This window comes from Rhodocista pekingensis (genome assembly GCF_042665545.1).
In the GTDB taxonomy this organism is placed as follows: domain Bacteria; phylum Pseudomonadota; class Alphaproteobacteria; order Azospirillales; family Azospirillaceae; genus Rhodocista; species Rhodocista pekingensis.
This window is the reverse complement of record NZ_JBHTCM010000024.1, coordinates 14,974-38,449: the sequence shown is the minus strand read 5'-3', so window position 1 is coordinate 38,449 and position 23,476 is coordinate 14,974. Positions and strand designations below refer to the sequence as shown.

The 23,476-nt window shown below is 69.4% G+C and carries 19 protein-coding genes; 12 read left to right on the top strand and 7 right to left on the bottom strand.

Annotated features, from left to right (window positions below; all coding sequences use genetic code 11):
• Window positions 1-244 precede the first annotated feature (244 nt).
• Window positions 245-1,687 (bottom strand): undecaprenyl-phosphate glucose phosphotransferase, encoded by a 1,443-nt coding sequence (locus ACFQPS_RS17385; RefSeq protein ID WP_377360482.1) that lies wholly within the window; start codon window positions 1,685-1,687, stop codon window positions 245-247.
• A gap of 864 nt (window positions 1,688-2,551) precedes the next feature.
• Here ACFQPS_RS17385 and ACFQPS_RS17380 point away from each other — a divergent pair.
• The 3 genes from ACFQPS_RS17380 (at window position 2,552) to ACFQPS_RS17370 (ending at window position 6,971) form a co-directional block, all read left to right on the top strand.
• Window positions 2,552-3,781, top strand: coding sequence for an outer membrane beta-barrel protein (locus tag ACFQPS_RS17380; RefSeq protein WP_377360481.1), 1,230 nt, complete (start codon window positions 2,552-2,554; stop codon window positions 3,779-3,781).
• A 305-nt stretch (window positions 3,782-4,086) separates the two neighbouring features.
• Entirely contained in the window at window positions 4,087-4,644 is a 558-nt protein-coding gene (locus ACFQPS_RS17375; RefSeq protein ID WP_377360480.1) for a polysaccharide biosynthesis/export family protein, read from the top strand.
• Between the two features lie 86 nt (window positions 4,645-4,730).
• Window positions 4,731-6,971 carry a polysaccharide biosynthesis tyrosine autokinase gene (locus ACFQPS_RS17370; protein ID WP_377360479.1) on the top strand — a complete coding sequence of 747 codons (2,241 nt, stop codon included), beginning with the start codon at window positions 4,731-4,733 and terminating at the stop codon, window positions 6,969-6,971.
• Here ACFQPS_RS17370 and ACFQPS_RS17365 read toward each other — a convergent pair.
• The gene (locus ACFQPS_RS17365) at window positions 6,959-8,203 is read right to left on the bottom strand and encodes a WcaI family glycosyltransferase (RefSeq protein WP_377360478.1); all 1,245 of its coding nucleotides are present in this window, start codon (window positions 8,201-8,203) and stop codon (window positions 6,959-6,961) included. The two genes, ACFQPS_RS17370 and ACFQPS_RS17365, sit on opposite strands and share 13 nt — an antisense overlap.
• 132 nt (window positions 8,204-8,335) lie before the next feature.
• Here ACFQPS_RS17365 and ACFQPS_RS17360 point away from each other — a divergent pair, with 132 nt between their 5' ends.
• From ACFQPS_RS17360 to ACFQPS_RS17335, 6 genes are all read left to right on the top strand, one after another.
• The gene (locus ACFQPS_RS17360; RefSeq protein WP_377360477.1) at window positions 8,336-8,671 is read left to right on the top strand and encodes a hypothetical protein; all 336 of its coding nucleotides are present in this window, start codon (window positions 8,336-8,338) and stop codon (window positions 8,669-8,671) included.
• Window positions 8,671-9,648: a hypothetical protein gene (locus tag ACFQPS_RS17355; protein WP_377360476.1), complete on the top strand. Its 978-nt coding sequence runs from the start codon at window positions 8,671-8,673 to the stop codon at window positions 9,646-9,648. Before ACFQPS_RS17360 ends, ACFQPS_RS17355 begins: the two co-directional genes overlap by 1 nt.
• Before the next feature lie 64 nt (window positions 9,649-9,712).
• Window positions 9,713-10,561, top strand: coding sequence for a class I SAM-dependent methyltransferase (locus ACFQPS_RS17350; RefSeq protein WP_377360475.1), 849 nt, complete (start codon window positions 9,713-9,715; stop codon window positions 10,559-10,561).
• Window positions 10,558-11,763: a glycosyltransferase gene (locus ACFQPS_RS17345; protein WP_377360474.1), complete on the top strand. Its 1,206-nt coding sequence runs from the start codon at window positions 10,558-10,560 to the stop codon at window positions 11,761-11,763. The genes ACFQPS_RS17350 and ACFQPS_RS17345 overlap by 4 nt, the downstream gene beginning before the upstream one ends.
• 52 nt (window positions 11,764-11,815) lie before the next feature.
• Entirely contained in the window at window positions 11,816-13,018 is a 1,203-nt protein-coding gene (locus ACFQPS_RS17340; protein WP_377360473.1) for a glycosyltransferase family 4 protein, read from the top strand.
• Window positions 13,003-13,797: an FkbM family methyltransferase gene (locus tag ACFQPS_RS17335; RefSeq protein WP_377360472.1), complete on the top strand. Its 795-nt coding sequence runs from the start codon at window positions 13,003-13,005 to the stop codon at window positions 13,795-13,797. The genes ACFQPS_RS17340 and ACFQPS_RS17335 overlap by 16 nt, the downstream gene beginning before the upstream one ends.
• Here ACFQPS_RS17335 and ACFQPS_RS17330 read toward each other — a convergent pair.
• Window positions 13,748-14,695, bottom strand: coding sequence for a glycosyltransferase family 2 protein (locus ACFQPS_RS17330; RefSeq protein ID WP_377360471.1), 948 nt, complete (start codon window positions 14,693-14,695; stop codon window positions 13,748-13,750). The two genes, ACFQPS_RS17335 and ACFQPS_RS17330, sit on opposite strands and share 50 nt — an antisense overlap.
• A 124-nt stretch (window positions 14,696-14,819) precedes the next feature.
• Here ACFQPS_RS17330 and ACFQPS_RS17325 point away from each other — a divergent pair, with 124 nt between their 5' ends.
• Entirely contained in the window at window positions 14,820-15,506 is a 687-nt protein-coding gene (locus ACFQPS_RS17325) for a class I SAM-dependent methyltransferase (RefSeq protein WP_377360470.1), read from the top strand.
• Here the strand turns inward: ACFQPS_RS17325 and ACFQPS_RS17320 are convergent.
• Both ACFQPS_RS17320 and ACFQPS_RS17315 read right to left on the bottom strand, forming a co-directional pair.
• Window positions 15,464-17,611: a Gfo/Idh/MocA family oxidoreductase gene (locus ACFQPS_RS17320; RefSeq protein WP_377360469.1), complete on the bottom strand. Its 2,148-nt coding sequence runs from the start codon at window positions 17,609-17,611 to the stop codon at window positions 15,464-15,466. The two genes, ACFQPS_RS17325 and ACFQPS_RS17320, sit on opposite strands and share 43 nt — an antisense overlap.
• A gap of 4 nt (window positions 17,612-17,615) precedes the next feature.
• Window positions 17,616-18,653, bottom strand: a complete 1,038-nt coding sequence (locus tag ACFQPS_RS17315) for a glycosyltransferase family 2 protein (RefSeq protein ID WP_377360468.1) — start codon at window positions 18,651-18,653, stop codon at window positions 17,616-17,618.
• Between the two features lie 362 nt (window positions 18,654-19,015).
• Between ACFQPS_RS17315 and ACFQPS_RS17310 the strand changes: the two genes are divergently transcribed.
• Window positions 19,016-19,975, top strand: coding sequence for a glycosyltransferase family 17 protein (locus tag ACFQPS_RS17310; RefSeq protein ID WP_377360467.1), 960 nt, complete (start codon window positions 19,016-19,018; stop codon window positions 19,973-19,975).
• Between the two features lie 13 nt (window positions 19,976-19,988).
• Here the strand turns inward: ACFQPS_RS17310 and ACFQPS_RS17305 are convergent, their stop codons facing one another.
• Window positions 19,989-20,759: a class I SAM-dependent methyltransferase gene (locus tag ACFQPS_RS17305; RefSeq protein WP_377360466.1), complete on the bottom strand. Its 771-nt coding sequence runs from the start codon at window positions 20,757-20,759 to the stop codon at window positions 19,989-19,991.
• An 85-nt stretch (window positions 20,760-20,844) separates the two neighbouring features.
• The gene (locus ACFQPS_RS17300) at window positions 20,845-21,747 is read right to left on the bottom strand and encodes a class I SAM-dependent methyltransferase (RefSeq protein WP_377360465.1); all 903 of its coding nucleotides are present in this window, start codon (window positions 21,745-21,747) and stop codon (window positions 20,845-20,847) included.
• A gap of 185 nt (window positions 21,748-21,932) precedes the next feature.
• On the opposite strand from ACFQPS_RS17300, the gene ACFQPS_RS17295 reads away from it, so the two are divergent.
• Window positions 21,933-23,459 carry a hypothetical protein gene (locus tag ACFQPS_RS17295; protein WP_377360464.1) on the top strand — a complete coding sequence of 509 codons (1,527 nt, stop codon included), beginning with the start codon at window positions 21,933-21,935 and terminating at the stop codon, window positions 23,457-23,459.
• The last annotated feature ends 17 nt before the right edge of the window (window positions 23,460-23,476 follow it).

The window sequence follows — 23,476 nt, the reverse complement described above, 5'->3', positions numbered from 1 at the left end:
GGTTCGACCTCTCCGCCTATCTGGAGCGCAACCCCGATGTCGCCGCCGCCGGCATCGACCCTCTGCGCCACTGGCTCGTCTGGGGCATCGGCGAAAACCGCATCGCCACCGCCGCCGACACGGGACTCTGGCTCGCTTAGGCCGTATGGCGCGGACAGAAGGGAGGCGCCCCGGAGCGCCTCCCTCTCCACGCCATGCAAGATCCCTCAGCCCGTTCGTTCAGGAGTGGTGCTGGCAGGGATTCTCAGTACACGTCCCGCCCCGCCAGCTTGATCGCGGTGAGGACCAGGATCTTGATGTCCAGGGCCAGCGACCAGTTCTCGACGTAGTACAGATCCTGCTCGATGCGGCGCTGCAAGGTCTCCACGTCCGGGACCTCGCCGCGCAGGCCGGTCACCTGGGCCAGCCCCGTCATGCCCGGCTTGACCCGGTGGCGCGCCATGTAGCTTTCGACCTGCTCGCTGAACGCGGTGTCATGCACCAGCGCGTGCGGCCGCGGACCGACCAGCGACATCTCACCCCGCAACACGTTGATGAGCTGCGGCAGTTCATCCAGGCTGCTGGCGCGCAGGAACCGTCCCGTCCGGGTGACGCGCGGGTCGCCCCGGGTGACCTGTCGCAGCGGCCTGGTCCCGTCCTCCGCGACATGCAGGGTCCGGAACTTCAGCACGGTGAAGCTGGCCTTGCCGAAGCCACCGCGCCGCTGCCGGAACAGGGCCGGACCGGGACTGTCCAGCCGGATCAGCGCCGCCAGCAGCAGCAGCAGGGGTGACAGAGCCACCAGCAGGAGGCTTCCCACCACGATGTCGAAGAGGCGCTTGATCGTCCGGTCCATGTCCGCCAGAGGCGGCCGCGCCACCGTGATGACCGCCGGATCGTCGGTCAGGCCGAAGTCGCTGCGCCGCCGCAGCACCCCAGGCGGCGGCAGTATCTTCACCGCGACGGGCAGGAAGCGGGTCGCCCCGACATAGGCTTCAAGGGCCATATCGTCGTCCAGCGGCGGTGCCAGCAGGACCTGGTCGATCCGGTGCCGGGTGCAGAGGACCGCGATCTCGCGCACGGCATCGCGCAGGTCGGGCGCCCCCGCACCCGGCCCGTTTCCGCCATCGCCCCCCCTGTCGGGTGCAACGGCGACCGTGGCCAGGATCGCATTCTCCCGGTCCGACAGATAGGGCAACAGGGCCTCCATCCGGTCAGCCGGCCCCACAAGCACGGAATGGCCGCAGAGCCGGCCTGTTTCGCGCAGCCAGGTCAGCACATGGCGGTAGAACAGTCGCGCCGAACCAAGGGCGACGAAGCCGAGCAGCGCCCAGGACCCCAGCCAGATGCGTGAATACTGGCCGCTCGTCTTGGCGGCGAAGCTGAGCGCGATCACCAGCAGGACGGCCAGCCCCCAGCTGCTGGCGACGCGTCTCACCGCGGTCACCGGATCGCTCATGCTCTCCAGCCGGTGGGTCCGGAACATGGGGCCGAGGAAAAGGAAGGCGAAGGCGCCGAGGGCAACCAGGACGGCATAATCGTCCGGCAGTTCCGACTGGCCGAAGCGAAGGCTGACCGCCGCGAGGGCGGCCGCAATGATGATCGTCAGATCGGAACTCTGGAAGACAACCTGGACGGCCCGCTTGCTCCAGCGGGAGGGACGCCGGGCAGCGGATTCGGAATCCTTTTCCGGGGCAGCCGTCGTCACGGTGGCTCAACACTGTTAACCCCGGCTTAACGCCGGATGTCCGGGAGGGGTACATCACCAGGACAAAGGAAGCAAGAAACTTCCCTAAAAATTCATTAAATCCCATTTTTCCTATATGGAATTATCGACCAAGTCCGCCGGTCGAAGATTATTCTTTCTGTCAGGAAAATTGGCAAATACACTCTTGGTTCACGATGTGGTAAAGAAAAACTTCTTATGAAAGTTCTGAAAAATATCAAAGTCAACCTTTCTGGTTCTGGCGTTAAAATTAAAATCGTATATATGGCAGGAGATCAAGTGTTGAAAACTTCGTGATGTATGCCATTGTTAAGTTCTGTTGTTATTTATTTGTTTTATGCCTTTATTATGCCACCGGCTTTCCGGTTGACAAAGTTTTCGCGTGCCTCCGCCGCGATCAGATCCCCCGCGGGACTGAAAAAGTGACGGCGGCCGGCAGCGGCCGGGCGCGCAGACGAGGCCGGTCCGGAAGGCTCCGGACCCTGTCCGTTTGGAAACGCAATCGAAATTGATGCGACGTTTGCGGGCGGCCATGACATGGGAGGCGCCGAGTCGGGCTTGCGGGGCCGTGTTCTCCCTACTCTGCGACAGGTCTTCGTCCTGCGGGCGTGCCGGAACGGGCAGGTGGATCGAGTTCCTCCGCACCCTTGTCTCCTGCTCTTTTTCGCTCCTTGAGCGGGATCGGAAAAAACATCTCTGCCGGAATCGCAGCCGGAAAGAGTCCGCACAAAGCTCTACTCTTGAGAAATCAGGCGTCCGGTGTTACGAACGGGGTAAGTCCTCGACCGTGCTGACCATTTTGGACGGCATCTCATACCCGAACACTCCACGATATGGGTGGCCCTGATGCGCAATGCAGTCAAACTCGCCGCCGCTGTATCCGTTCTGGCCAGCGCGCTTCCGGTGACCGCGGTCGCCCAGGAAGATGCGCGGGGTGTCCCGGTGCTCAACCGGGGGCGGCCGGACTACGATGCCGCGGGCGTCCGCGCCGGGGGCTTCATGGTGATGCCGTCGCTGAAGCTCGCCGGCCAGTATGACGACAACATCTTCGCTTCGGAGAATGAGGTCGACGACTACATCCTGGTCGCGTCGCCATCCGTCAGGGTCCGGTCGAACTGGAACAATCACGCGCTCAATTTCCTGGCCGACGCCGATATCGGTCGCTACCAGGATAATGAGAAAGAGAATTACGAGGACTATCTGGTCGGTCTGGACGGCCGGATCGACATTGCCCGCGGCACCACGGCGCGCGCCGACGGCAGCTATGCCCGCCGGCATGAGGAGCGCGGTTCGCCCAACGATGCCGGCGGACGCGAGCCGACCGAGTACGATCTCATCACCCTGGGCGCCGGGTTCGAGCGCTCCCTGGCCCGCCTGGGCTTCCGCGTCAGCGGCGACTACCGCAACTTCGACTTCGACGATGTCGCCGGCGTCGGCACCCAGATCATCGATCAGGACAACCGTGACCGCGAGGAATACGGCGCCACCGCCCGCGTCAGCTACGAGACGACACCGAACGCCCGCGGTTTCATTCAGGCCGCCTACAACTGGCGGCGCTATGACAGCAATCCGCTGCGTGATTCGGACGGGTACCGTCTGACGGCCGGTGTGGATCTCGATCTGGGCGGCATCACGACCGGCGAGCTGTTCGTCGGCTACCGCAGCCAGTCCTACGACGACCCGTTGCTCGACGATGCCACCGGCTTCACCTACGGCGCCAACCTGACCTGGAATGCCACGGCCCTGACGACGCTGACCTTCACCGTCTCCAACACCACCGAGGAGACGACGCAGGCCGGCAGTTCGTCCTTCATCGCCAGCCTCTACCGGGTCCAGGTCGATCACGAACTGATGCGCAATCTCATCCTGTCCGGCTTCGCGTCCTACATTGACAACGATTACAAGGGCATTACCCGCCAGGAAGACGTGGTCGGCCTGGGCGCCAGCGCCAAGTATCTGATCAACCGGAATTTTTCCGCGGAACTCGGCTACCGTATGACCGACCGCGACGTCAATGTGGTCGGCGCAGACTATACGCGCAACATCTTCTTCCTCAACCTGACGGCGGCTCTCTGAACTGCGGCGCCCCGGCCGGACTGCGTTCCGCCCCGGGCGCCGGCTGTCGTTCCCGTGCGGCGCGCGCCCGTCCGGCGTGCGCTCTTCCGGTCGGCCGGATCGTCGGCCCCCTTGCGCGGGCGCGGGATCGCCCGGGCAGGGCTGCCGGAGGGTGCCCACAAGTGAAACACGCCTGATCCACCGGCTCCTTTCCTGTCGCTTCCTGTCTCAGTTCTGAATGCGCTCCGATGGAGATTCGACGCGATTCCGTGGTAACGTGATCAGGTCTTGCGGAGCCTTGGTCGGGAACAATGCTGGAAATCCTCATGCGGTCGGGACGGGGGCGGACGGATCTGTTCCGCGGGCTCCTGATTCTGTTCTTCCTGCCAGTCCTGTTCCTGGGGGCGACCATACCTGTGGCATCGGCTGCGGAGTACCGGCTCGGCTCCGGTGACAAGCTCCGTGTGGCCGTCTTCGCCGAGCCTGACCTCTCCGGCGAGTTCGAGGTCGAAGGGGCCGGCATCATCTCGCTGCCCCTGATCGGCCAGCTCAAGGCCGGCGGCCTGACCCCGCGGGAGCTGGAACGCGCCATCGCCGACAAGCTGGCCGACGGCTATCTGGTCAACCCCCGGGTCAGCGTCGAGGTCATGAACTACAGGCCCTTCTTCATTCTGGGCGAGGTCAACTCGCCGGGAAGCTATGCCTATGTCAACGGGATGACGGTGCTGAACGCCGTGGCCCTGGCCGGCGGATACACCTACCGCGCCCGGAAGGACCGTATCGTGATCCTGCGCGGGGGCCGGAGCAACGATGAGGAGCTGGCGTCGGAAGCCACCGAGGTGCTGCCCGGCGACATCATCCGCATTCCGGAGCGATTGTTCTAGGCCGGCCGCTCCCGGTCCCCCTCGCACCGGTCCCCGTCGATGATCAGACCCCGGTGCCGTCCGACATCTGGAACAGGAACGCCGTAATGTCGCCAGAGGCAGTTGACCGACCCGATCTGGCCAGACCGGCCGCCAGGACCAATGCGGATGAAGAACTGAGGCTGATCATCCGCATCCTGATGCGGCGCTGGCTGGTCATCCTCTGCGCGCTCCTGTTCTCGATCCTTGTCTCCGTCGTCATCGCCTACCAGCTTCCGGCCCGCTACACGGCGGAAGCGGTCGTCATGCTCGACATGCGCCGCACCCAGGTGGTGGATGTCGAAGCGGTCGTCTCGGGGCTGCGTCCGGAGGCCGCCGTCGTGCGCAGCGAGATGGACGTGATCTCCTCCCGCGTCATGGCCGCCAAGGTCACGGACCGGCTGGACCTGCTGAACGCCCCGGATTTCAACGGGACCGCCCCGCTGCCGCACTCCCTGTTCAGCTATGTCGATCCTGTCGGCTGGTTCCGTTCCCTCGTCAGACTGGTCGGCGCCGGCGCCCAGGGGCCGGCGGAGCCACAGACGGAGGAGGAGCGTCGGGCGGAACTGCGCGAGCGCATCATCACGGAGGTGCGGGCCGGCCTGCGCACCAGCAACGACGGCCGCTCCTTCTCCATCCGGATCAGCTACACCTCGCGCGATCCCCTCAGGGCGGCACAGCTGGCCAACGCCTATGCCGACACCTATCTGGTCGATCAGCTCGAAGCGAAGTACGAGGCGACCCGGCGCGCCAACGAGTGGCTCAGCTCCCGTCTGGGCGAACTCCGCGACCAGGTCAGGATCGCCGAGGAGGCGGTCACCCGCTACCGCGAGGAGCAGAACCTGGTCGAGGCGCGGGGGGGCACCGTCACTGCCCAGCAGCTTGCCGAGATCAATTCCCAGCTCGTCATCGCCCGCACGGAGCGCACCCAGGCGGAGGCCCGCCTGCGCGGTGCCCAGACCCTGCTCCAGGCGGATGCGCGCGGCGCCGCGACCTCCGAAGCCCTGACCTCGGCGCTCATCCAGCGGCTCCGGGAGGAGGAGAGCCAGTTGCGCCGCCGCGAGGCGGAACTGGCGACCCGCTACGGGCCGCGGCATCCGACGATGATCAATCTCCAGGCCGAGATCCGCAACATCCAGGAGAAGCTGCGTGACGAGGCCCGGCGCATCGTCCAGAGCCTCGCCAACGATCTCCAGGTCGCCCGGGCGAAGGAGGCCAGCCTCCAGCAGAGCCTGAACCAGCTCCAGTCGCAGTCGGGGGTGAGCCTCCAGGCGGAGGTCAAACTCCGCGAACTGGAGCGTGAGGCGCAGGCCAACCGCCTGCTCTATGAGAACTTCCTGGGTCGCTTCAAGGAGACGACCGAGCAGAAAGACCTCCAGACCTCCGATGCCCGTCTGATCTCCAACGCCGTCGTGCCGGCGGCCCCCTCCTATCCGAACAAGAGCCTGATCGCCATGTTCGGCCTGGGGTTCGGCCTGCTGCTCGGCATGGGTCTCGCCTTCGCCATCGAGCGTCTCGACCGCGGTTTCCGTCTGGCGGAGGATGTCGAGGCGCAGACGGACACCTCGGTGCTCGCGGTGGTGCCGGCCCTGAAACGGGGATCGCCGCCGCCGGAGGAGTTCCTGCTGACCAAACCGCTGTCCAGCTTCTCGGAAGCGATGCGGACCGTGCGGACGGCGATCCACTTCTCGAACGTGGACAGCCCGCCGAAGGTCATCATGGTGACCTCGGCCGTGCCCGGCGAAGGCAAGAGCACCCTGTGCCTTTCCCTGGCCCGCTCCCTCGCCTCGTCGGGGAACAAGGTCCTGCTCATCGATGCCGACCTGCGCCGTCCCCGCATCGGCTCCGCCCTCGCCGGGAACGGCCACTCCGGCGACCTCTCGGAGCTGCTGATCGGGGACCGGTCACCGGAGGAGGTGATCCGGGTGGATACCCGTACCGACCTGCATTATGTCGTGGCCCAGAGCAAGGCGCCGAACCCCCAGGATCTGCTGGCCTCCCGGCAGATGGAACGGTTCGTCCGGGGATGCGCCGATGTCTACGACTACGTCATCATCGACACGCCGCCGGTCATGGCCGTGGCGGATGCCATCTCGGTCTCGCGCTACGTCGATGCCTGCCTGTTCGTGCTGCGCTGGGCCGAAACTCCCCGGGATTTCGCAATCACCGCCATCCGGACCTTGCGCAAGTACAATGTCCCGGTGATCGGCACCGTGCTGAGCATGGTCAATGTGCGGCAGCAGGCGAAATACGGCTACGGCGACCACGGCTACTACTACAGCCGCTACAGCCAGTACTACAAGGACTGAACCGGGCCGCTGCGGGCCGACCGCCTCAGGAGTTTCTCGAACCGGCCCAGCACGGCGTCCTTCGACCAGTGCTCCGCTGCCGCGCGCCGGGCGGCGGCCCCCAGGGTCCGGCGCAGACCGGCATCGTCCGCCAGGGCCGCCAGGGCGTCCGCCATGCGGCCGGCGTCTCCCGGTGGCACGGCGATCCCGCAGCCGGCGATGGCGTCGTACAACTGCGTTCCCGGGGCGCAGCCGCAGATGCCCGGCCGCCCGCTGGCCAGCATTCCGCTGAGCTTGGACGGCATCACGAGATCGGCCGCATCCGCCCGCTGCGGCAGCAGATGGATATCCGCCAGATTCAACAGGTCATTCAGCCGTTCCACCGGTTGCAGCGGCAGGAAGCGGAGATTCGCCAGTCCCCGGGCCGCCTCGCGCAGGGCGGGCAGGGCGGGGCCTTCGCCAGCGATGCAGATCACGAGGCGTGGCCTGTCCGCCAGGAGCCGGGCGACCTCGATCAGCATCTCCAGCCCCTGCTTGCGCCCGAGATTGCCGGCGTAGAGGGCGACCACGTCGTCGTCGCCCAGCCCGACCTCGCGCCGTAGCGGGCTGGGGCCGTCCAGCGGCCGGATCGCCGCCGTGTCCACCCAGTTCGGGAACAGGTGCAGCCGCTCCCCGGGCACGCCCTTGGCGGCCAGACGCTCGGCCATGCGGGGGGCGATGGTGCTGACGACCGCGAACCGCCGCAGCAGGGTCCGCTCCACCGCGAGGGCGGAGCGGCGGAGCCATCCGTGCCCGAGCAGGCCGAGGTCGAAGGCGGCATCGACCTCCAGGTCCTGGACATGCAGCCACCCCACCGCCCGCGACAGGAAGGCGGCGGCCAGCGCCGCGGGCGCTCCCGCCAGCGGCGGCTCGATCGCCATGACGACATCCGGCCGGAACGCGACGGCTCTTGCGACCATCACGGGAAACGTGGAGACGGCGAAGGACAGCAGATGGAGCAGCCGCCGGAAGCCGCCGGGGGTGCGCGGCACCCACAGGGGACAGCGCATGACCGTCGCACCGTCCAGCATCTCGCGGCGGTAGGCCCAGGCCCGATAGCCAGGCTGCACCCGCCAGAAGGGATAGTAGGGCGGCGCGCAGACGACGGTTACCTCATGCCCGCGGGCGGACAGCCACGCCACCATCTCTCCGTTGTACTTGCCGATGCCGGTCGGCTCGGGGTGGTGGTTCAGGGTCAGCAGCAGCAGTCGCATGGATCCCCCGATCGGGCACCCCCGGAAGGTACACCCGTCCGCCGGTCCGGACCAGGGCGGGCAGGGGTCTTGACAGGGGATCAATAATAGGAATAAAAGCCATGTATAGGACCAATGACCGGGAGAGAAGTCGTGGACACGCTCATGCCCCTCGATGCCGACGGCAGGCCCCTCAACGTCCTGCGCCTCCGCCCCGGTGGGGCGCACACGCTCATGGTCGGGGCGACCAGCACCCGTAACGCCGTCGCCTTCGATCGCGGGACCCGGGTCGTCAGCCTCTATGCGACGGGGCCCTGCTTCGTCAGTTTCGGCGCTGCCGACGTGGTGGCGGGCAGCGCCGACCATTATTTCCCCTTCGGCATCTACTACGACATCGCCATCGCCGATGCCCATGGCCAGGGGGCGACGCACATCGCGGCGGTGCGTGCCGACACTGACTGCCGGCTCTACGTTTCGGAGAAGGTCTGATGCTGGCCGGTCTCCGCCTCGGGGCGGTCCCGTCGGCGGTCCTTCGCCCGGCCTGCGACTGGGATTTCGCGGCCGGCCTGCCGGCCGCGGTCTCGTTCCTGCGCGGGTCCGCGGCACGGTGCGTCGATGCCGCCGGGCGGATCGTGTCGAGCCCCGCCGATGCTCCCCGTTTCGACCACGACCCGGCGACCGGGAAGCCCCTGGGGCTGCTGGTCGAGGGCGCCCGCACGAACTTCCTGCCCGACAGTTTCGCGCCGGCGACCCGCACGGTGTCACTCCCTGCGGGCAGCTACACCCTGTCGGTCGGTTCCGGGGGAAGTCTCGCGGTGACGGGCGCCGCCGCCGGGACCGCCGCGCCCGGCGTGCCGCTGACGCTGACGCTCCCGGCGCCGGGCTCCCTGACCGTCACCGTGCAGGGGCAGCCGCAATGGTACCAGTGCGAGGACGGCGTCTTCGCGTCCTCCCCCATCGCCACGCTGCCCGGGGCGTCCGCGCGCCGGGAGGCGGACGAGGTCCGCGTCCTGCTCGGCCCCTGGCACCGGCAGGAGGCCGGGACCTGGATCATGGACATCCGCCCGGGCGCTGGCTTCGCCCCGGCACAGTATCTCATGACCGTATCGGACGGGACGGCATCGGAGCGCCACAGCGTCTATCGCTGGGCGGCCGGGCTGATCGCCTATGACATGAATGCCGGGGGCGTTCAGCGCAGCAGCCTTGTCCCCGCCAACGCCATCGCGGGCCTGACCCCTTCCCGGGTGGCCGCGGCCTGGTCGCGGCAGGGCGTGGCCTTCTGCCTGGACGGTGGTCCGGTGGTGACCGCGACCGTCCCCGTGGTGGCCGCCGAGATCTCCCGCATGACCCTGGGATCGCAGACCTCGGGCCTTGCCCACGCACTGTTCGGCCACATCCGGCGGGTGCGGTACTTCCCCGACCGCCTGCCGGCCGCCCTGCTCCGGTCGATGACGGCCGGGTCCTGAGCGGCATACCACCGGTGGCGGGACCATGGCATAGTGGCACCGTCTCCGTGCCCAGCGAGGAGCGATGACGACCGCCCGACGCCCCGGACTGCTGGATCAGCTCGACCTCGCCCTGTTGCGCCTCGCAAAGCGCCGGCGCGAGCGTTTCAGCACCGAGGAGGCGTTCTATGACACCTTCTTCACGGACGCGGACGTGGAGAAGTACCGGAGCGACGTGCGGAACCTCTGGCGCTTCCGGACCGTGGCGGACATCCAGGCCCGGCTGTTCGGTGACCGGCAGGCGACGGTCGTCGATGTGGGCTGCGGTCTGGCTGCCGTCGCCGTCCATCTGCCCGCCGCCACCGCCTATCGGGGGGTGGAGTTCAGCCCGGCGACCCTGGCCCTGGCGGCGCGGCTGCATGCCGGGCGTCCGGGTGTCCGGCTGGAGCGGGGTGGCTTTCCCGATCTGCCGGTGGGCGATGGCGAGGCCGACCTCGCCCTCTGCTTCGAGGTGGTGGAGCATGTCCGCGACGACAGGGCGGCGGTGCGGGAACTGGCGCGGATCGTCAGGCCGGGCGGCTATCTGCTGTTCAGCGTTCCCGGTACGCACTACTGGCCGGAATACGAATCGCTGATCGGCCATTTCCGCCACTACACGGGCGATACGGCGCGCGATCTGCTGCGGGACGCCGGCTTCGATGTCGTCCGGGGCGTTCCGCAGCATCGCGGCTTCTGGCGCTTCTACCATTACGGCTACGTGGCCGCGCTGGCGGTTGCGACGCTGCTGTCCCGGCTGACCGGGCGACCCGTGTCCCTGTTCTCCAGCGGCGTCTACCGGGCGCTGTCGCGGCGCATCCTGGCGGTGCTGGCCGACGACGGCGTGCGGGACGACCCCGGTTCCACCTTCCTTCTCGCGCGCAGGCGCGTGCCGTGACCGGTCCCCGGGTGCTGCGTGTGATCGGCGGGCTCGATCCTGCCTTCGGCGGCCCGTCCGTTTCCGCCGTGACCTCGGCCGTCGCCGCGGTCGCTGCGGGCGTGCCCACCGATCTTGTCTTTCCCGCGCCCGACCCGGACGAGGCGATGCGCTTCCCCGCGGTCCGTCTGCTGAGGGAGGGCGGCGTCGGCGTCCGCTGCGTGCCGCTGCTGCGGCTGGGTCCGGCCCTGTCGCGCAGCCTGGGGGTCAGCCCCGACCTCGCCCGGCATCTGCGGCGGCAGGCGTCCGGGTACGACCTTCTGCACGCGCACGGCGCCTGGACCCATGCGACCCTGGCGGCGATGGCGGCGGCGGGGGCCGCCGGCCTGCCCTTCGTTCTCAGCCCGCACGAAGGACTGACCCGCTACGACCTGTCCCATGCCCGGGCCGCGCCCCTGCGGATCGCCAAGCATCTGCTGAAGCGGAGGTACGAGGCACGCTGCGCCGCCATCGTCTATTCCTCCGGCCTGGAGCGGCGGGACAGTGCATCCCCGTCGGCGCGGGCGCGGGGGCTCGTGATCCACCATGCCGTCGTGGACGACGGCATGGCGGTTCCCGACCGGCCGCGGCCGGAGGGGGGCACCCTGCGGCTGGGTTTTCTCGGCCGCATCCATCCGAAGAAGAATCTGGGCGTGCTGATCCGGGCCCTGGCCCTGCTGCCGCCGCAGGTGACCCTGACCGTCGCGGGCGACGGCGAGGACGGGGTGGCACGGGGCCTGCGGGCCTTGGCCGGGTCCGAAGGCGTGGCCGGCCGGATCGACTGGCGCGGCTTCGTGACCGGCGGGGCGAAGGACCGCTTCCTGGCGGGGATCGACCTGCTCTGCATGCCGTCCGCCTACGAATGCTTCGGCATGGCGGCGGTGGAGGCGCTGGCCCGGGGCGTGCCGGTGCTGCTGTCGCCCGACTGCGGGGTGGCGGCCCCCCTGGCCGACGCCGGCGCGGCGCTGGTTGTCGAGCCCCGGCCCGGACCCGTGGCCGTGGCCGTCGGCGCCCTGCTGGCGGATGTCGACCGGTGGGGGGATCTGTCGTCGCGTGGCCTGGATGCGGCGCGCGCCAGCTTCTCCTTCTCCGCCCACGGGGCGGCACTGCGTGCGCTCTATTCCTCCCTGTCGGCGGCATCCGCCCGCGATGCGGGGTGGGCGGCGGCCGGTGATCGGGGATAGACTGATGCCGCTCCAGGCCGGGCCTCGCCGCCGGCCCTCCCGATCCGTTCCGATGCGCATCACCGTCTCCACCATCGCCCGCTTCCACAGTTTCGATCTGGCGGCGCAGCTCCAGGCGCGGGGGCATCTCGCGGCCGTCTTCACGGGCTATCCGCGCGGGAAGCTGCGGGAGACGGGCGTCGATCCGGCGCTGATCCGCAGCTTCCCCTGGGTCCAGACACCCTACATGGCGCTGCTCCGCTACGGCCTGCTGCCATCCCCGGCAGAGCGGGAGATGGCCCTTCTCGCCCACCGGACGCTGGACGGGCATGTCGCGCGCACCCTGCCCGACTGCGATCTCGTCAGCGTGCTGTCGGGATCCGGGGTGGCGACCGGCAAGGCTGCGCGGCGCCGTGGCATCGCCTATGTCTGCGACCGGGGATCGACCCATATCCGGTTCCAGGACCGCCTCCTGGCGGAGGAGTTCGAACGGGTGGGGCTGCCCTGGCATGGCATCGACCGCCGGGTGATCGAGCGGGAGCTGGAGGAGTATGAACTGGCGGACCGGATCACGGTCCCCTCAGGCGTGGTGCGGGACAGTTTCGTCACGGAGGGCGTGGCGCCGGGCAAGCTGGCCGTCGTGCCCTACGGGGTCGACCTCGGCGTCTTCCGCCGGGTGGCTCCGCGGGCGCCGGAATTCCGCATCCTGTTCGTCGGCGGCCTTTCGGTACGCAAGGGGCTGCACGATCTGTTCGCCGCCGTCCGGCTGGCCGGAATCCCGGGGGCCAGGCTGGTGCTGGTCGGCGGGAAGACGCCGGAGACCGACCATCTGCTGGCCCGGGCCGGCGTGCCGTTCGACTGGCGCGGTGCCCTGTCCTGGTCCGACCTGGTCCATGAGTTCTCCGCGGCGGGCGCCTTCGTCCTGCCGTCGATCGAAGACGGGTTCGGTCTGGTCGTCTCCCAGGCGATGGCGTGCGGCTGCCCGGTCATCGTCTCCCGGAACGTGGGCGGGGCGGATCTGGTGCAGGAGGGGGTGAACGGGTTCGTGGTGCCGGCCCGCAGCCCGGAGACCATCGCGGACCGTCTCCTCAGGCTGTACCGTGACTCGGAACTGTGGCACGGCCTGTCCGCCGCCGCGGTCGATCGGGTGCGGCACATCGGCGGCTGGCGCGACTACGGCGACCGGAGCTGTGCCGTCTTCCGGGAAACCATCGAGACGCCGTGCCGCCGGTTCCCCGGCCCTGCGGGGGGAGCGGAGCGATGCGAAGCGGAGTGACGGGTCTGCCCGGCCGTGCCGCGAAGCTGCTGCGCCTGCTCTCCCGCCCGGGATACCGGCGGGGGCTGGCGGCCGGCGTCGCCGCGGCGGTGGAGCACGAGGCGGCGATCCGTGCCCTGCCCGTCGGCACGCTGATCGACGTGGGCGCCAATGTGGGGCAGTTCTCCCTGCTGGTGCGGACACTGCATCCCGCCGCCCGGATCGTGGCGTTCGAGCCGCTGGCGGAACCCGCCGACCGCTACGAACGCCTCTTCGCCGGCGACCCGGCCATCGAACTCTGTCGCCATGCGCTGGGCTCCGCCGAGGGGAACGCGACGATCCACCTCTCCCGGCGGCTGGACAGTTCCAGCCTGCTGCCCATCTCCCCCGTGCAGGAACGGACCTTCGCCGGCACGGACGAGGTCGGCGTCCGGACCGTTCCGGTCCACCGCCTGGATGCCGTGCTGCGGCCGGCCGCGCTGACCGGGCCGGTCCTGCTGAAGCTGGACGTCCAGGGCTTCGAGCTGGAGGTGATCCGCGGCTTCGCCGGAGGGCTGGCGGCAGTGGACCATGTCTATGCCGAGGTCTCCTTCCTGCCGCTCTACGAAGGACAGCCGCTGGCGCCGGTCATCATCGCGGACCTGCACGAGCGGGGGTTCGATCTCGCCGGCGTCTACAATCTCTCGACCGACCGGGAGGGGCGGAGCGTGCAGGCCGACATGCTGTTCGCCAACCGCCGGCGCTCCGCCGTCACCGCCGCTCCCAGTCCGGCGGGCATCTGCCCAGACGCTCCAGGATGAGATCGCGGTAGGTCTGCGCGACGGGGCTGGCGCCGTTCCTCAACTCGGCCAGGAACAGGTCCACCTTGAACTCGTAGAAGGCCCGCAGCAGGCAGTATTTCAGCCCCGTGCGCCCCATCAGAAGGCCCAGCCGCGCCACGTAGACATAGGCGAAGACCCACAGGAAGCGTAGCGGCAGGTGCCGGTACGACCAGTGTTTCAGCCTCCGGCGCCGCGCCATGGGGCCGGGCAGGGCGTGGGCCCCGAGGTCCGCCGCGGGCCTGTGCAGGTCGATGAAGGCCTCCACCGCCTCCATCTCCGCATAGGCGACATGGCGCTCCAGATAGCGGCGGATGCCCTTGCCATCCTCGTGCCGCAGCGGACTGGCGAGAAAGCCCACGGGGCCGTCGGCCAGCATGTGCTCATGGACCAGCCGCCGTTCGTAGCGGGCGCGGCCCCGGCGGATCAGGCGGATCTGATAGTCCGGATACATCCCGGCCCGGCGCAGGAAGACCCCGTCCACCACGTTCCTGCGCGGGATGGCGAAGGCCACCTCCGGCCGGTCACCGTGGATGGCGGCGGCGATCTCCGCCAGCAGATCCGGCCCGATGCGCTCGTCGGCATCCAGCAGCAGAACCCAGTCGGTCCGGAACTCCAGATTGTCCAGGGCCCAGTTCTTGTGGTCGGCGAAATTGTCGAAGACCCGCTGATGGAAGCGGGCGCCCCACTCCCGGGCGATCTGTTCCGTGCCGTCGGTGCTGTGGCTGTCGAAGACGACCACCTCGGCGAAGGCACCCAGCGTCCCCAGGGTGGCGGGCAGGTTGCGTTCCTCGTTCCGGGTCGGGATCACCACCGTGACCGGCAGCCGGGCCGCCGACGGGACGGCCGGAATCTCGGGGGCGGGGAGCCCGTCGTCCATCGGATGTCCTGTTCCCGGTCGCCGCCCGGCGGTCGCCATGCTAAAGAAAGGACAAAGGTATCAGGCGGATGGAGGCCGTCTCAAGCGGGGACTGCCGGGGGCCTGTGCTGGGGAGGGACAGGCGGTGCCGGGCACGGATGCGGTCATCGATACACCGGTCGAGGCCAAGAAGGCCCCTGTCGTGGCCGGACGGATTCTGGCGGCACTGGCCGATGTCCGGTCGGTGCTGGACATCGGGTGCGGGGACGGGATCGTCCGGCTGCATCTGCCGGCGGGGGTCCGCTATCTCGGCATCGACGCCGATGCCGGTCTGCGGGTCCCGGTCCGGGCCGACAATGTCATCTACATGAAGCCTGGGGAGTCGGCCTTCGACCATGTGCCGGACGAACCGTTCGACGCCGTCCTGCTGCTGGACGTGCTGGAGCATACCCGGGATTTCACCGGCCTGTTCGTCCAGGCCTGCGCGCGGCGTCCGCGCTATGTGGTCGTCAGTCTGCCGAACGAGATGAACGGGGTCCGGCGGCTCGCCTTCCTGCGGGGCCGCTGCCCGCCGGAGCAGAGTCTGGCCCAGGTCGGCAAACCCGACGGGCACCGGCACATGTGGCTGGTTGATCCCGATGTCGGGACCGAGGTGCTGCTCCGGACGGCCGGGCCGCTGGGGTACCGGCTGCGCCAGCGGCACGACTGGCGGCTCTGGCCGCGCTCGCCGGTCAAGCGGCTGGCTTACCGGCTGCTGTGCGCGGTGGCGTCGGCCCGGGTCTGGAGCTTTCACACCGTGCTGGTCTTCGAGCGGGAGCCGTCGGCCGGATAGATCGCGTCGGCCAGCAGCAGCAGCGACTCCATCGTCGTGCCGATCTCCTCCAGCGCGAAGGGTGACGGGGGCGCGGCGGACGTGCCGGCGCTCCGGCGCAGATGGTCGGCCAGGATCCTGGCATGGGGCAGGGCGCGCCGCGCCGTCCCGCCGCTGCGCGGCAACAGCCTCTGCCATGCCATGCCGGCCAGCCTCCCGGCCGCGGACCAGCCATCGTCCACGGGATTGCCGCGGCGCGGCAGGATGCGGAATCCCTCGGGGAAGAAGTCCAGCACCACCGCGGCGCGCTCGAACTCGACCTCGATCCGGGTGCGGGTCGCGGTTCCCGTCGCGTCCAGCTCGAAGCCCAGCGTGGCGCCCGATGCGGTGGCGCACAGCCCGACGGCGGAAACGACGGCCGACCCGTCCCGGCGCAGCACCCGGTCCACGGCGCGCACGTCCGTGACCGGGCCGGTGATCTGCACCGCGATGTCCAGGAAGTGCAGCCCCAGTTCCAGCAGCAGCACCCGGTGGGTCACCTCCCGGTGGGCCCAGCGCGCCGGCTCGTTCAGGATGCGGCCGGTGTGGAACACCACCCGCGCACGCACCGGCGCGCCGGGATCGTGCTCCGCCAGGAAGCGCCAGAGCCGCACCGTGTTGGGACGCAGCCGGTAATTCTGGACGATGCTGACCGCCCGGCCGGTATCCGCCGCCGCGGCCCGCAGCATCTCCAGCCCCGGCCGGTCCAGGCAGGCCGGTTTCTCCAGCACGAGGTCGCAGCCCGCCCGGAGCAGCCGGGCCCCCAGGGTCGGGTGGGTGACCCCGGGTGTGGCGACGATCGCCGTGGCGCCCTCCAGCAGGGACGCCGGAACCGCGTCCAGGCCCGGGAACGCCGTCGCGCCTGGCAGCCTTGCGGCGACCGATCCGGCCAGGGACGGGATCGTGTCCACCACGCCGACGACCCTGACCGGCAGGGCGGCCAGGGCGGGCAGGTGCATCTCCTCCACGATCCGGCCGGCGCCGACCAGGATCACCGGCCGCCGGTCCCGTCCGGCCCCCGCCAGCGGGGTCGCGGCGACGGCCAGCAGCCGCTCCGCCCGGAGGCGCGCGGCCGCGTCGGCCCCTGTGGCGGGGGCGGGATCCCGGTCGAGGGTCAGGGCCTGGCGCAGACAGCTCTCCGCCGTTCCCGTCGGCCTGACGCCCGTCTTGCGCCAGAAGGAGGCGCTGTCGAGCATCGCCGGGTCGAAGGCGTAGAGACGGCGCACCTTGTGCGGCAGGTCCTTCCGGCGGCCGCCGAGGCGGAACAGCCCTTCCAGGACCCAGGCCGCCGCCATGACCAGGAAGGCGGGAAGGGCGATGCGGAACCGGGGCCGTCCGGTCATGCGGGCATAGGAGGCCAGGAACCGCCGTCTGGTCGGCAGCGGCGGGGACAGGATGTCGATACTGTGGAACCGGCCGGGCTCCGCGGCCTGGGCGCAGAGGGCGGTCAGCCCGGCCGAGAGATCGTCCATGGCCAGGAGCGGCACGGCCGCGTCGCCCCGTCCGGTGATGACACCGATGCCCAGCGGCAGTTCCACGGCCGTGCCCGCCAGGGCGCCGGCCATGTCGGTCCCGAAGACCAGCCCCGGACGGACCAGCACGACCTCCATGCTGCCGTGCCGGCCGGCCTGGACGGCCTCCTGCACGGCGATGTCCGCCAGGGTCTTCGATTCGGCATAGACGCCGCGCCGGTCGGGGAACGGTTCCAGTGCCCTGCCGTCCAGCCGGGCCGGGTCGGACGCCGGTAGGCCCGGATAGACGCTCAGGGAACTGACATGGACGAACCGCGACACACCCGCCGCGCGGCAGGCGTCCAGCAGGACGAGCGTTCCCTCCACCGCCGTCCGGTTGATCTGTGCACGGTCGCCGGAACTGCCCGTCGCCAGATGGATGACGGCGTCCGTGCCGGGGGGGATGTCGGCCGCCGTCACGGCCAGGATGTCCTTCACCACCGCCCCGGCAAGGACGGGCGCAAGCTCCGGCACCGTCCGGCGGCCGAGCGCATGGACCTGATGCCCGGCATCGGCGGCATGGCGGACGAGGCTGCGGCCGATGAAGCCGCTGGCACCGGAGATCAGAAGGCGCATGGTTTCAGAGTCCGCGATGGTCGAGAAGGGAGGGCGAGGAGGGGCCGGCCGGGTGCGAGGTTCCGCCCGACAGCCGGCGGATCAGGTCGCGCCGCTGGCGCCCGAGGCCGAGCGGGTCCGCCCGCCCGCCGAGCCGGACCAGATAGCGCCAGAGCACGGGGAACAGCCCCCAGCTCCGGCGCAGCAGGGCGATGCCGGCCAGCGCCGCCGGCCAGTCGCCATGGCGGGCGGCGTGGCCGATCCAGGACACGTACTGCACCCCCCGGTGCGACAGCAGCACCGAGCGCGCCGGGCCGGGCCGCCCGGAACGGCCGATCAGCGTCTCCAGGATCGGCCTGTCCTCCCCGATCATCCGCAGATCGCGGCCCAGGACGAAGGTCGCCCGGCCGGCATGGGCGCGCAGATCGACCAGGGTCTCGTCCAGGAACAGGAAGGGACGGCGGGCCACCAGATCCAGCCACATCATGAAGTCGGCCGTCATGCTGAGCGTGTCGCGGAACGGCAGGCTCCGCGCCAGCGCCCCGTCCACCGCGACGGTCGAGAGATTGCCGGGCAGGCAGCCGAAATGAATGAACAGCTCGTTCGCCGCCTCGCCGTCGTAGAGCCCGCTCGGCAGCCCGTCATAGTGGCGCGGCCGGTCGAGGGCACGGCCGCCGTCGTCGATGGTATGGCCCCGGAAGAAGCAGAAGGAGAACCGGCCCAGCGCAGGGCCGGCCGCGGCCTCCAGCCGGGCCAGCAGGTCGGGCCGCATGATGTCGTCCTGGCAGAAGATCTGCACCAGGTCGCCGCTGGTATGGCGGATCGCGGTGTTCAGGTTCGTGAAGATGCCGGGGCGGTCCGGGTTGCGCACCACCCGCGCCCAGGGATGTCGCGCGGCGAACCCGGTCACGGTCTCCCATGTGGCATCCCGGGAGGGATCGTAGCTGATCACCAGTTCGTCCGGCGGGCGGGTCTGGGCGGCGATCCCGTCCAGACAGACCCCGAGATGCCGGTCGCCCTCGTAGACCGGCATGGCGACCGAGATGCGGAGGGGATGCGGCATCGGGGAGTTCCGGCATCGGGGATTTCCGGCGTCCGGCAGAGCGTCGGCGGCACGCCGATTGACGCGCCGGAGCAGTCTTCGTACTCTTTATCTACTTCGGCAGGATGTTTTCTGCAACGTGGATATTCTGCCTGGACCGCCATCCGAAGACTGGGGCGACCCCCGGGGACCGTTTTTCCTGAACGATGCGGGAGGTAAAGGGAGGTTTTCCCTGCGCCCCGCCCGGCGCAACTCTGTGCGTGCTGCCGGCCGGGCGGGCGGATATTCTGTCCCCGCCCGGAACCGTCCCGTGCACGGCAGAGCCCACCCCGCCCTGCCTCCGCACCGCTCCGTCCCAGCTCCCGCCCTGCCCGGACACGTCCATGCCGCGCCTCATCGACTGCTTCATCTTCTTCAATGAACTGGACGTGCTGGACATCCGCCTGCGCGAGCTGGCCGGGGTGGTCGATCGCTTCGTGCTGGTCGAGGCCACGCACAGCTTCCGCGGCCGCCCCAAGGATCTGGTCTTCGCCGCCAACCGGGCGCGGTTCGCTCCCTACCTCGACAGGATCACCCATGTCGTCGTTGACGACATGCCCTGCGATCCCGACCCCTGGGTGAACGAGAGGTTCCAGCGCAACGCCATCGCCCGCGGTCTTCACGACGCGGCCCCCGACGACATCGTCGTCGTCTCCGACGTGGACGAAATCCCGCGGGCTTCCGTCCTGGCGGAGCTGCGCGGCACGCGCTTCGAGACCGCCGGGCTGCGCATGCGCCTCTACTATGTCAGGCTCAATTACCAGAACCTGGTCGGCATCGCGTCCCACGCCCTCTGGTCGGTGGCCCAGCCGTTCGGCCGCTTCCGGTCGGCCCAGGCGGCCCGGGACCTCCGTCCTGCCCTGGACGCGGCCGACGGCGCGCTGCCGCCGGGCCATCTCGTCCTGCCCGACGCCGGCTGGCATTTCTCCTATCTGGGGGACAGGGAGCGCATCCTGGACAAGGTGCGCAACTTCTCCCATGCCGAGATCGATACGGCCGCGCTCGAAGCGCTCGACATCGACGGGCTCATGCGGTCCGGGACGGATCTGCTCGGGCGCGGCGGGATGGTCTGGGGGGTCGTCCCCGCCGGGCACGGCCTGCCCGACGCCGTGGTCGCCGATCCCGACCGTTATGCCGCCCTGCTGGCCCCCTGCGATCCGGCGGACCTCGACCGCACCCTGATGCGCGCGGTCGTCGGGGCGGAGGCGCTGCGGCGGGCGGAGGAGGACGCGCCGCTGCTCACCGTGATGCGGCGCCGGCTCAGGCGGTGGCGGAGTCTGGCCGGGCTGCCCGCTCTCGGCTGAGGCGGCCGGTCCGTCAGATACGGGCGGGATGCCTGCCGAAGCGCCGGGCGAGGGCCGCGGCGGCCACCCGGGGCAGGGCCGCCAGCACCAGCTTCAGCGAGAAGCTGTCCAGGCTGGTGGCGCCCAGGGTGGCGCCATTCTCCGGATGCACGAGGTTCCGCGGCGCGCCCGCCGCATGTCCTGCGGCCAGCAGCTTCGCATGGACACTGTCCGGCCCGGTGTTCTTGCAGAAGAGAAGCAGGTTCTGCCGGTAGAAATACTCGACCGTGCCGTCGGTCCAGATCCGGTCCCGCAGGATATCGAAGCACTCGAAGCCGTTTCTGCGGAAGTGATGATACCAGTAGAGCGGCCACTGTTCGTTGACATGCCCGTTTCCCCCCTGGAACGGGATGGCGGCGGAGAAGAGAACCGTGTCCGACAGCGTGCAGAGGAACGAGATCAGCCTTCCGGCGGCCGTCTCCGGAACATGCTCCGCCACTTCCAGGCAGACGGCCAGATCGAACCGGCGGTCCGGCAGCGGCGGGTTCTGAAGATCAATGTCCCGGAAGTTCTCCGCGGGGATGCAGAGCTGATCCCGCGGCACCCAGGGGCCGTCCATGCCGAAGACATCGGCGCCGGACCGGCTGAACTCCGCGGCCCATGTCCCCACCCCGCAGCCGATGTCCACCACGCTCCGGGCCCCGACGAAGGACTGGACCAGCGGAACCACGGTCTGCGCCGATGCCAGTGACCCGCCGGACTGGGAGCGGTAGAAACTGCCTGCATAGATCGGGTGCGATGGCATCGGGGTAACTCCATCAGCCCGCAGACCGGCGCGGATGGACAGAGTGGCAGGCGCGGCCGCGGCGGGACAGCGTAAAATGAAGACCTCACGCGCGCTTGCGCGCTTCAACGAAGAGAAGCCCGTTCTCCCGGCAGTACCCGGCCGTTTCCGGATCAGTTCCGATCAGGTCGGCGCCGCGCCGGAGCCATGCGCCGATCTCCGGCCCGTAGGTCTGGTGGACGGCGTCCACATCGATCTGGAACGGGTCGCTGAACAGCCTGGGGGCGAGATTGATCATGAATCCGGGGCCGTCCCCGGCCGCATCCCGCAACCGGGCCGCATGCCGCTTCAGGCGGATCCGCACGTCATACCCGGTCACCAGCGCATCCAGGATCCGCCCCCGGCGCAGCTTCTCGCGCCCCGTCCCGGGGCTGAACCCGAACCGTTGGGAGGACGACAGGCCCCTGCCGAGGAAATCTGGACAGAGCACGATGACAAGGCCGCCGGGCGCACAGACGCGCAGGCATTCGTCAAGGAAGCGGTGCGGGAAGACGACGTGTTCCAGGACGAAGACGCTGAAGACAAGATCGAAGGCGGCGTCCGCGAAGGGCAGCCTGCGGGGGACCTCCAGCGGGACGAACCGGGCATCCGGGAACCGTCGTGCATTCTCCGCCATGAGATCGGCCGGGAAGTCGCAGCCCGTGTACCCGGCCGCCCTCACTCCGGGGTTGCGCAGAATCCCGGCAAGGCCGCAGCCCACCTCCAGCACCCGCCGCCCGGCCGTCAGGGAGACGATCCGGCCGAAAGGACCACGGGCTTCCGTCCAGTTCGTGAAATCGCCGTTCTCCAGGGTGAAATAGTCCAGATTGCCGGCGTAGAACGCCGCAAGCTGCTGCTCCAGCCGGTCCAGGGCGGGTTCGTTCACGGGATCGGTGGCCGCGACCCAGCGGAACCGCCGGTCCGGAACGGGTCGCTCCGGGCCGGTCGTGATCCAGGTCGGGTCGCCCATGCCTGCCTCCCCGGCTCTGCTGCCGTTCGGGTGGCACGGATAAGCCAAAGTTGGTAGGCTGCCAATGCGGAAGATCGGAACACGTCCGTTTCCGGCCGCGTCCCGGCCGGGTGGACCGATGCACCGTCTCCGGCAGGCGCGGGAACGGGCCGGTGCTGGAACGGAATGACAGGCGGACCTGGACCATGACGATAGCCGTGCCGGGCCCCGTGACCGACGCCCGTATCGCCAAGACCTCGGTGCTGCTGCGGACCGGACTGACCGTCCTGGGCCTTCTGGCCCTGTTCGTCGGGGCCGGCCTTCAATCGGCGGCCATCATGGTCCTGGGCTTCCTCTGTCTGACGGCGCCCGCCCTCTTCGCCTTCGCCGACATCGTCTGGAGCCCGCGGGAGAGCTGGTCGGCCTGCCGCCTTCTCGCGGCGGCGCTCCAGTTCTTCCATTTCTTCGGCGGAGCGCTCAGCCTGTTCCTGGCCCCGGGCGAGGATACGCTGCGCGCCGTCTACTACCCGCGTTTCGACGGGGAGCAGGCCATCGTCGGCGCCCTGTATGTCGTGCTGTTCTGCGCGGCGCTGTCATTCCTTGGCCGGTACGAGCGCGCGTCCTGGGCGCCGAGCTTCGACCTGCTGGGCCGCGGGGGCGGGTCCGGCTCGCGCATCGGCGGCTTCTTCGTCGTGCTCCTTGCGGCCGAGGCCTACGCCCTGTCGACCGGCGACTGGGGTTTCCGCGGGCTGACCTCCCGCATCGAGGGGGAAGCCCCCATCCTTGCCAACATGATCGGCGCGCTCCTGTTGCCGGTCGTCGCCTGCTGTGGCTGGATTCTGGGCCAGGGTCTCCGGCGCCATTCCCTTGTCTTCATCGTGACCACGCTGGCCACGCTGGCGGTCCAGCTTTTCCTCTGCGCCCTCTGGGGACGGTTGAGCTTCGCAAGCGCCCTCATCATCGGCACGGTCTTCCATGTCTGGGCCCGGCATCTCGCCTGCGGCCGCCGGGTCCGTCCGGGATGGCTGTTCGCCGCCGGCCTCGTGCTTCTGGCCACCATCATGGCGGCCACCCAGCTTCAGTACATGCTGCGGATCGGCATGAACCGGGTCGCCGATGCCAGCGTCAATGGCGGGATGCTCGACGGTCTCAGCGTGGCCTACAGCGTCGTCCAGGCGGAGCGCGAACTGGCGACCGCCTCCAGCTTCGAGAATCTGAGCTACCGCGCCTTCATGTTCGGCTATACGGCGGACGTCGTTCACCAGTATCCGGCGTCGGACATGCTGGGGGGGCGGCATCTTGCGATGTCGGCGATCGTCACCGTTCCGCGCTTCGTCATCCCGGGCAAGACCGAACTGGTGCGGACCGTCCCCTTCACGGAGGATGTCGTGAACGAGGTGATCGGCCGGCCGCCGTCGGACGAGGCGTTCAGCCCCGTGATCGGTTCCTTCGCGGATTTCTGGTTCGCCGGGCTGATCATCTACCCGGTCATCATTTTCCTGACTGTCCGGGTCTGTGCCCATGTCATGGGCTGGTTCCACGATGGCTATGTCACCGTGATGGGGCTGGGGCTGATGTTCCAGTTCTTTCTCGGGGCGGAGGCCACCATGACGATGTATTTCTCGGCCCTGCGCTACATTCTGGTCTTCCTGGCCCTCGATCTGGTCTTCCGCCTGTTCCGGTCCTTCAGCGCGCGGCCCGCCGTGTCGGCCGGCCGGGCCGCGCTGCGCTGATCCGGACGGCCCGGCGT

What these genes read in the sequence shown, in the direction of transcription:
- ACFQPS_RS17380 (WP_377360481.1), top strand. Translation starts at nt 2,552, where the DNA reads ATGCGCAATGCAGTCAAACTCGCCGCCGCTGTATCCGTTCTGGCCAGC.
- ACFQPS_RS17375 (WP_377360480.1), top strand. Translation starts at nt 4,087, where the DNA reads ATGCGGTCGGGACGGGGGCGGACGGATCTGTTCCGCGGGCTCCTGATT.
- ACFQPS_RS17370 (WP_377360479.1), top strand. Translation starts at nt 4,731, where the DNA reads ATGTCGCCAGAGGCAGTTGACCGACCCGATCTGGCCAGACCGGCCGCC.
- ACFQPS_RS17365 (WP_377360478.1), bottom strand. Translation starts at nt 8,203, where the DNA reads ATGCGACTGCTGCTGCTGACCCTGAACCACCACCCCGAGCCGACCGGC.
- ACFQPS_RS17355 (WP_377360476.1), top strand. Translation starts at nt 8,671, where the DNA reads ATGCTGGCCGGTCTCCGCCTCGGGGCGGTCCCGTCGGCGGTCCTTCGC.
- ACFQPS_RS17350 (WP_377360475.1), top strand. Translation starts at nt 9,713, where the DNA reads ATGACGACCGCCCGACGCCCCGGACTGCTGGATCAGCTCGACCTCGCC.
- ACFQPS_RS17340 (WP_377360473.1), top strand. Translation starts at nt 11,816, where the DNA reads ATGCGCATCACCGTCTCCACCATCGCCCGCTTCCACAGTTTCGATCTG.
- ACFQPS_RS17335 (WP_377360472.1), top strand. Translation starts at nt 13,003, where the DNA reads ATGCGAAGCGGAGTGACGGGTCTGCCCGGCCGTGCCGCGAAGCTGCTG.
- ACFQPS_RS17330 (WP_377360471.1), bottom strand. Translation starts at nt 14,695, where the DNA reads ATGGACGACGGGCTCCCCGCCCCCGAGATTCCGGCCGTCCCGTCGGCG.
- ACFQPS_RS17320 (WP_377360469.1), bottom strand. Translation starts at nt 17,611, where the DNA reads ATGCGCCTTCTGATCTCCGGTGCCAGCGGCTTCATCGGCCGCAGCCTC.
- ACFQPS_RS17315 (WP_377360468.1), bottom strand. Translation starts at nt 18,653, where the DNA reads ATGCCGCATCCCCTCCGCATCTCGGTCGCCATGCCGGTCTACGAGGGC.
- ACFQPS_RS17310 (WP_377360467.1), top strand. Translation starts at nt 19,016, where the DNA reads ATGCCGCGCCTCATCGACTGCTTCATCTTCTTCAATGAACTGGACGTG.
- ACFQPS_RS17305 (WP_377360466.1), bottom strand. Translation starts at nt 20,759, where the DNA reads ATGCCATCGCACCCGATCTATGCAGGCAGTTTCTACCGCTCCCAGTCC.
- ACFQPS_RS17300 (WP_377360465.1), bottom strand. Translation starts at nt 21,747, where the DNA reads ATGGGCGACCCGACCTGGATCACGACCGGCCCGGAGCGACCCGTTCCG.
- ACFQPS_RS17295 (WP_377360464.1), top strand. Translation starts at nt 21,933, where the DNA reads ATGACGATAGCCGTGCCGGGCCCCGTGACCGACGCCCGTATCGCCAAG.